The organism is Steroidobacter sp. (genome assembly GCF_016790065.1).
Lineage (GTDB): Bacteria > Pseudomonadota > Gammaproteobacteria > Steroidobacterales > Steroidobacteraceae > Steroidobacter.
The window spans coordinates 1-6356 of the sequence record NZ_JAEUPY010000590.1; the positions used below are offsets into that span (position 1 = coordinate 1).

Consider the following 6356-nt stretch of genomic DNA (forward strand, 5'->3'; position numbering starts at 1 on the left):
CTCCCAATCCGGTGCGCGAACCTAGTTAGCCACCGACTTGTGCGCGGTGCCCCGGAGAGGCAGCAGCGGCCACACGCTGCTGTATTGATCCGACCAGCCCTCGAACGAATCGGCAGCCTGTGCAGCGTACGTGTTGCTGCCTTGGAATTCAGGTCGCTTCAGTAGCGCCTCATTCGCAGTGACGATGACCCAGATGCTGGTGTCGTAAGTCCCATCGCTCAGACTGCGCACCACGCGAGCGGATCGATTCACATGCTCAGCGGCTCGCGCGCACACCGGCACCAGATCGATGTACCGGTTGGAGATGTGCACGGCCAGTACGCCGTCCGGCTTCAGATGTTGAAAGTACAACTCGAACGCTTCTTTGGTGAGCAGATGCGTGGGAATCGCATCGCTGGAAAAAGCGTCGATGGCGAGCAGATCGAAACTCTGCGGCGGCTGTCGCTCCAACGTCAGTCGGCCGTCCCCTAACAACACTGCCACATCAGCGCCTGATTGCCTCGCCGCTGGCAGGAACGTGAAGTACTGGTCGGCGATGTCCACGACGTCCGGATTGATTTCATACAAGCGCGCATAGTCATCCGCACGCACATAGCCCGACATCACGCCGACGCCCAGACCGACCACCCCGAACCTCACCGGCCCTTCCGCTTGCAACGTGGTCAATGCCAGCCCGGCCCCGGAGTGCTTGGAAAAATACGACGACGGCAAGCGTCGATACTTCTCGTGCAAGTACTGGTAGCCATGACTGATGGTGCCGTGGATCAGATAGCGGCGTGCCAGCTCGTCGCCGCTGGGATCGTCTTGCACACTGAGCGTGCCGTAGAAGTTTCTTTGCACCAGCATGTTGTCTTGGCGAGTCTGAATCTCCGAGCCCATCAATTGGGCCAACAGCGTGATGACGCCCAAGACCATGACCGTTCGCACCAGCCACAGCGTTCTGCGTGAGCCACGACGATGCCATTGCAAGATGACATACACCTCGGCGATCACCACCAGCAACACCGGAAACTCGACGTAGGTGGTGAACACGTTCGGCGCGATCAAACCTACGAATGCGCCGCCCAACACGCCGCCGAGCGATATCAGCAGATAGAAGCGCGTCAGATACGGCCCCGCCGGCCGACGCAGCACCAACTCGCCGTGACACGCCATGCAGATGACGAACAAGCTCGCCAGGTACAACGGAATCACATATTGGATCGGCCAGTTCGACAGCCGCTGCATGTACAAGTAAGCCAGCCCGCCGATAGCCAACGCCACCAGCGGAAAAAAACCTGTCGGGTGATAAACGCGACGATTGCCGAACGCGAGAATGAAGGTCAGCAGATACAGCGCCAGCGGCACGACCCACAGCAACGGAATCGGCGCGACGTTGGCGCTGAGATTGGCCGATACCGTGACCAACAGTCCCGAGGCGCACGCGGATAACACCAGCCAAAGCACCATCTGTCCCAGCGGTGGCGCAGGCGCACCACGACTGGCGGCGATATCACCCATCGCAGCTTCAGTCACGGTAGATTGTTTGCTATTCAATCGCGCCACGGCGATTGCCAGCAGCGCATAGATGACGAACAGCACGCTCCAACCGATGGCCAGGACTTGCGAACTGAATGCCGGCTCGAGCAACAGCGGAAAGCTCAGCAGTGCCAACAGCGACCCTGCATTGGACAGCGCGAACATCCAGTACGGTGGCTCGCTGCCCGTGCGCCGCATGTACCAAACCTGCATCAGCGGACTGGTCGAACTCAACAGCAGCGACGGCAGGCCCACGGTGAGCGTCAGCAACAGCAGAATTTGCAAAGTCGGATCAGCGTTGCCGTCGGGCCGCAAGGCCTCCGACGGCAAAATCGGCATCGTCAGACAGCTGACGAGCAACAACACACCATGAATTGTGGCTTGTTTTTGCGGCGAAACTCGCGTCGTCAGCCAATGCGCGTAGGTGTAGCCGCCGAGCACGCAGGCCTGGAAAAACACCAGCGCGGCGCTCCACACCGACGAGGTGCCGCCGAACCAGGGCAGAATTATTTTCGCGATCAGCGGCTGCACCAGGAACAACAGGCACGCACCGACGATCACAGTGACGGCATAGAGAGAAGTTCGGCGTGCCTGGGTCGTGGGCAGCGGTCCGACGTTGGACTGAGCGCTCATCGCGCGAGGATAGCGCATATACTCGGCCTCCTGACTCATCCCATAAACATCCAAACAGCGAGACACCCGTATGGATCTGACGCTCCCTCGTTCATCGTTGCTGAAGGCGGCCACGCTGTCGCTGTTGACCCTGTGCGCAGCCTGCTCGCGTGAAGCGGCGCCGCCGGCCGCAAGCGCCGATCAAACAGCCGCAGCGAGTGCCGTTGTTCCCGGCGGTCCGCTGGAAACCCGCGAGCCAAATGGCAAGGACTTCAAACCCGCTTTCGCCGGTCAGACGCGCGCGCCCGCGATCAAGAGCGAGTTCGCTATCGACGTCTCGGTGGTCGCGAAAGATTTGAATGGCGCCTGGGCCTTCGAGTTCCTGCCTGATGAGCGCATCCTGGTGACCGAGCGTCGCGGCGACCTGCGCATCGTCGGCAAGGACGGCAAAGTGTCGGCACCGTTGAAAGGGTTGCCGAAGGTGTATTTCGAAGGCCAAGGCGGCTTGCTCGACGTAGCACTCGATCCGCAGTTCGCGACCAACCGCACCATCTATTGGACCTATGCTGAGCCGCGTGAAGGTGGCAATGGCACCACGCTCGCCAAGGGCGTGCTATCGGCGGACGAAACCGCTGTGGAACAAGTCAAAGTGATTTTCCGACAGCTGCCGGCTTGGGAATCCAACCTGCACTTCGGCTCGCGCATCGTGTTCTCGGCGGACGGCACCAAGCTGTTCCTGGCGCTCGGCGAGCGCTCAGTGCCTGATGCTCGCGTGCACTCTCAAGATCTGACCATGCATTTGGGCAAGGTGGTGCGCTTGAATCTGGACGGCAGCGTGCCGAGCGACAATCCTTTCGTCGGCCGCAGCGATGCCAAGCCGGAGATCTGGTCGTATGGTCATCGCAACATCCAAGCCGCCACACTCGATGCGGAAGGCAAGCTGTGGACCATCGAACACGGTCCGCGCGGTGGCGACGAGCTCAACCAGCCGCAGGCTGGCTTGAACTATGGCTGGCCCGTCATCACCTACGGCATCGAATACGCCGGCCCGAAGATTGGCGACGGCATTACTGCCAAAGAAGGCCTGGAGCAGCCGGTGTACTACTGGGATCCGGTGATCGCCCCGTCCGGCATGGTCGTATACAACGGCAGTGCGTTCCCGGAATGGCAGGGAAATATTCTGGTCGGCGGCCTGGCCACCACCAAGCTGGTGCGGCTGCAGCTGCAGGATGGCAAGGTGGTCGGCGAAGAATGGCTGCTGCAGGATCGCGGCAAGCGCATTCGCGACGTGAAGCAAGGTCCGGATGGCTCGGTCTATGTCGTGACCGAAGCGCCCGATGGTGAAATCTTGAAGCTGTCTCGCAAGAGCTAAGCGCTGGCGTCGATGTGCGCTCCGGTTGCTTACGCAGCCGGAGCGCACGCACTCGATTTAGATAGGCTTGTAGGTCAGGATCACGAACGTGTTCGGGTGATAGCTGGACTGGACCTTGCCTTCGGCGTTCGGCGCCGTCTCGGTGAAGGCGACGTTGATCAGGTACATCCGGCCGTTACGCTCGTCCATGGTCATCATGCGGGCGCCGAGCTGCGACGACACGGAGCCGAGCAACTTGAAGGTGTCCGCGCCTTCCTGGCCGATGACGGTCAGCGTGCCGTCGTGGTTCGAGGCCACGATGCGATTACGCTTCTCGTCGATACCGAAGCCGTCGATGCCCTTGCCGATCGGCAGCTTGGCAATCAGCTTGCCGCTGGTCGCGTCCAGTGCGAAGAAGCTCGGCGTGTCGCCACCGCACGCACCCAGGATGCGATTGGTGCGGGCCTGGAAGCGAACCTTGCTGACGTTGCAAGGCGCATCCCAACGAGCCGTTTCCTTCAGGGTCTTGGAATCGAGCGTCAGGATGATCTTGTCGCGGCGAGCCGGGGCGAACAGGCGGCCTTTGCCGTCGGTGGCCGGGTCGTCCATCTTGGCGAACGGGAACGTGGTGGTCTTCAGCAGCTTGCCGGTGGCGGCATCCAGCGTGTACCAGTTGGATTCCTTCGGGCGGGTGCCGACGATGGCGTGCACCTGCTTGGTGACCGGATCATAGATGGCGCTGTTCAGGCCGCCGTTCTTGTCCAGCGCCAGACGCGCGGTCTGCTTGAGGGTCTTCAGATCGACGGTCGACAGCGAGCCGTCAGTGTTGGCGATGTAGCCGCGATTGTACTCGGGCAACAACAGCGGGCCGTTGGCACCCTGCGAGTTCTCGACGGTGGTGATGACCTTCTGGGTGTCCACGTCGAACACCGTCAGGCCGTCCTGGTCGCGGGCGATGAACAGGCGGCTGGTGCCGGGCTGCATCTTGATGTAGTCGTAGCCGGTGACGATGTTCGGCAACGACACCGAATTCTCCAGCGTGTAGAGCAGATCGACAGCGCCGGCGGGCGCGGCGACCGCGGCCACACCGATGGCGGAGAACAACAGCGATTGAAGTTTCATTGATAGTCCTGACAGAAGAGCGAATCACCGGCGAGCGTGCCCGCGCCCGCCGCGCCGGTCATCCAAGTAAACACTTAAGCGGGCCGCGGACTTGTAACCTTGTGTATCGCTCTTCTGTCGCCCTCCGCTACTCGGCGTCCCGCAACCAGGCGCGCCAGCCGACTGCACGAAAAATCCCGTCGACTTGGTCGTAGTGCAGCTCCAGATCGTTCAGATTCAGATCGTCGCGGCGAAAGTCGCCCCAAGCCTGCAGTTGCGGATGCGGAGCCACGTCGGTGCGTACCGGATACTTGAACACATGCTGGGATAGCAACGCCTGGCCCTTCTGGCTGAGCAGGAATCGCACCAGCTTCATTGCATCGTCCTTGCGGGTGGTCGCGGTGTTCACGGCGACGCCGGTGACGTTCATGTGCTGACCGGCGCCCTGCTGGCCGAGCCAGGCGATGCCGATGTTGTCAGCTAGTTTGATGCCGTTCTTCTGCTCGCTGCCGCGCGCGATTTCGTAGTTGATGTAGTAAGTGTTGACGAAGCTCAGCGCCGCTTCACCCTTGGCCACGCGCCAAATGTTGGCCGTGTCGCCACCGTACTCAGGCTTGTCGCCGGCGTTCGCTCGCACCGCTCGCGCCCATTCCAGCGCCGAGGCATAGCCATCATGCACGATCATCGACGCGAGCAGCGAGCGATTGTAGACGCTGGTCGCGGGACGTAACGCGATCTTGCCCTGCCATTTCCTGTCGGCCAGATCGGCATACGATTTGATTTCGCCGGGTTTGACTTGCGCCTTGTTGTAAATCACAGCGCGCGCACGAAGCACGACGCCATACCAATAACCATCGCGGTCTCGCCAACGTGGCGCCACGATCGCATCGAGGTCCGGTGAACGGATGGGCTGAAATGCGTTCAGCTTCTTGGCTTCGGTGAGCGTCTTGTAGTCGGAGACCAGGATCACATCGGTATCGAACTTGTCGTACGCATCCGTGACCTTGACAGCAATGCCGGTGTCCTTGCTGAAGGCATCGATCACCGGCTGCAGAAACGTTGCCTTGTGATACCAATTGATGGTCAGTGGTTCGCGCTCGGCTGCGGCTGCCACCGACAGTAAGCTACAACTCAATATCGCCAAGGCCAGGGTGCGAGCGGCGGTAAGAACAAGCGATCTCATGCGGGTCAGTTCTCGTTGTAACGACACCCCGGTTGTTGGCGGTGCCCGTACCTACATAGATCTGCCGCCGCGAAATTTGTTTACAGGGTCGCGAAGTGAGCACGCATGTAGTGTCACGATGCGAAGCGAGCGCATCGTCGACGCGAAGTCGCCGGGAACCGGGGCGGTCGGCTGATTCGAAGGGCTATGGGGCGAATGGAGGCTCGGGCCACAACCGCATTTAGCGCGAATTGTAGCTTTTCCATACATAGACCGGGCATCACTCCCTAGGACTTACCCCGAATAGTTACCCCTGCGTCGAAGCGGTGCCAGCCAAAGCGAGCCGAACCGGGTATTTGCCGGACCCGGCCGGCTCTAACCACCACGTTGAGACTAACGGAGTCAACGCCATGGCTAAGAGCCATTCTATCCCCCGTCCTTCTGCGACGGCTTCAAAGCCCATCACAGCCCCTGCCACGCAGCGCCTTATGTCCGACCTGGACGCGGCCGAGCTGGCCATCGAGCGCATCAATGCAGTCATCCACGTAATTGTGGACTCTCTCTACGCACGAAACGCCGATACCGACCTTGGTCTCGCGGCCTGCCTGGAGA

General features: G+C 60.9%; 4 protein-coding genes. 1 reads left to right on the top strand and 3 read right to left on the bottom strand.

The features are described 5' to 3' along the window. Positions 1-21: 21 nt before the first annotated feature. Positions 22-2169 carry a fused MFS/spermidine synthase gene (locus tag JNL55_RS24400; RefSeq protein WP_293860331.1) on the bottom strand — a complete coding sequence of 716 codons (2148 nt, stop codon included), beginning with the start codon at positions 2167-2169 and terminating at the stop codon, positions 22-24. Positions 2170-2221: 52 nt separating this feature from the next. Here JNL55_RS24400 and JNL55_RS24405 point away from each other — a divergent pair, with 52 nt between their 5' ends. Next, positions 2222-3502, top strand: a complete 1281-nt coding sequence (locus JNL55_RS24405) for a PQQ-dependent sugar dehydrogenase (RefSeq protein ID WP_293860334.1) — start codon at positions 2222-2224, stop codon at positions 3500-3502. A gap of 57 nt (positions 3503-3559) precedes the next feature. Here the strand turns inward: JNL55_RS24405 and JNL55_RS24410 are convergent, their stop codons facing one another. Both JNL55_RS24410 and JNL55_RS24415 read right to left on the bottom strand, forming a co-directional pair. Next, entirely contained in the window at positions 3560-4603 is a 1044-nt protein-coding gene (locus JNL55_RS24410) for a YncE family protein (protein ID WP_293860337.1), read from the bottom strand. A 127-nt stretch (positions 4604-4730) separates the two neighbouring features. Further along, positions 4731-5765 carry an extracellular solute-binding protein gene (locus JNL55_RS24415; RefSeq protein WP_293860340.1) on the bottom strand — a complete coding sequence of 345 codons (1035 nt, stop codon included), beginning with the start codon at positions 5763-5765 and terminating at the stop codon, positions 4731-4733. Positions 5766-6356: the final 591 nt, after the last annotated feature.

Bases quoted from the DNA above. Each gene is read 5' to 3' on its own strand.
- JNL55_RS24400 (WP_293860331.1), bottom strand. From the start codon at position 2,169: ATGCGCTATCCTCGCGCGATGAGCGCTCAGTCCAACGTCGGACCGCTG.
- JNL55_RS24405 (WP_293860334.1), top strand. From the start codon at position 2,222: ATGGATCTGACGCTCCCTCGTTCATCGTTGCTGAAGGCGGCCACGCTG.
- JNL55_RS24410 (WP_293860337.1), bottom strand. From the start codon at position 4,603: ATGAAACTTCAATCGCTGTTGTTCTCCGCCATCGGTGTGGCCGCGGTC.
- JNL55_RS24415 (WP_293860340.1), bottom strand. From the start codon at position 5,765: ATGAGATCGCTTGTTCTTACCGCCGCTCGCACCCTGGCCTTGGCGATA.